Raw genomic sequence first — 1151 nt, 5'->3', positions numbered from 1 at the left:
TCCGCACCCACCACACCGGACAACTCCACCGCCCGCACCACCGACCCCGCCCGAGCCGGCCACACCAACGGCCGCCGCAGATCACCCATCAGGTCGAGGGTCTCGAAGTCGGCACGGGGCCCGGCTACATTCGCGGCCTGGGCCTGACCACCTACGAACCCGACAGACATGAGCCAACCTCCGATCAGGACCGGCGTCACCTGCACGGGTACGGCCGGTTCAGGAAAACCAGGAACTCCGCGGGCACGCCCCACGGCATGAGGGGTACGGGGTGAACGTTCAGCCGGCGATGAGGGCCGGGGCGGGCCCCGCTTCGAGGAAGCGCAGCATGTGACCGTTCAGCTTCTCGGCGAAGCTGTACGGCAAGTAGTCGGTGCGAATGGTGACGCGCAGCAGGGCGTGGTCGGCGCGGGGCAGCACCTCGACCGTGAGCCCGTTGGGCACCTCCCGGGCGTACGGCTCGACGATCTCCTCGGTCCGGCAGCCGGGCAGCTCCAGCGGGTGCACCACGTTGTCCTGGTAGACGAAGGTGGGCAGGCTGGCGACCACCTCGCTGGAGATTCCGGCTGCGGCGTCGTTGGCGGTCTCCGCGAAGGGGACGTCCTGGGCCCGCATGAGGTCGCTGATCGTCTCGTGGACCCGGAGGACGAGGTTGCCGTCCCCCGGCCCGTCGAACCGGACCCGGACGCAGTTGAGGTTGAGCCTGGTGGTGAAGGCGGAGTCGAGAACGCGGCTGCCCCGCTTCGCGACGACCATCAGCAGGCCGATGTCGTCCTGCTGGTTGACGGCGCGCAGCGCGGAGGCGTAGGCGGCGGCGAAGAGGCTGGAGCGGCTGAACCGGTGTTCGCGGGCGGCGCGGTCCCAGCGTTCCATCACGTCGGGGTTGACGGTGACGATGTGCCCGGCCTTGGGGCCCCAGGCCAGCGCCTGTTCCAGCGATGCGCCGGCTGGGGGTTCGCCCTGGCGGGGCAGGCCACGTAGCTGTTCACGCCAGTACGCGCGCTGCGTCTCCACGTCGGCCGCGTCGCGCAGGCGGGTGAACTCGTCGTACGCCTCGCGCAGTGTGGGTGCGGGTCGGTTCCATTCCGGGGTTTTGCCTGCCAGTCGGGCGGTGTAGGCGTGGCTGAGGTCGTGGGTGAGGAGTGTGTGGG

The 1151-nt window shown here is 70.1% G+C and carries 1 protein-coding gene; it reads right to left on the bottom strand.

Going from position 1 to position 1151, the window contains the following annotated elements; translation table 11 throughout:
• Positions 1–279: 279 nt before the first annotated feature.
• Positions 280–1151 (bottom strand): condensation domain-containing protein (locus ACFYZF_RS30640; protein ID WP_387026669.1); only part of this gene is annotated, 872 nt, incomplete at its 5' end.

This window comes from Micromonospora sp. NPDC001898 (genome assembly GCF_042891255.1).
Lineage (GTDB): Bacteria > Actinomycetota > Actinomycetes > Mycobacteriales > Micromonosporaceae > Micromonospora.
Note: the sequence above shows the minus strand (reverse complement) of the source record. Positions and strands in the feature narration are given on the sequence as shown.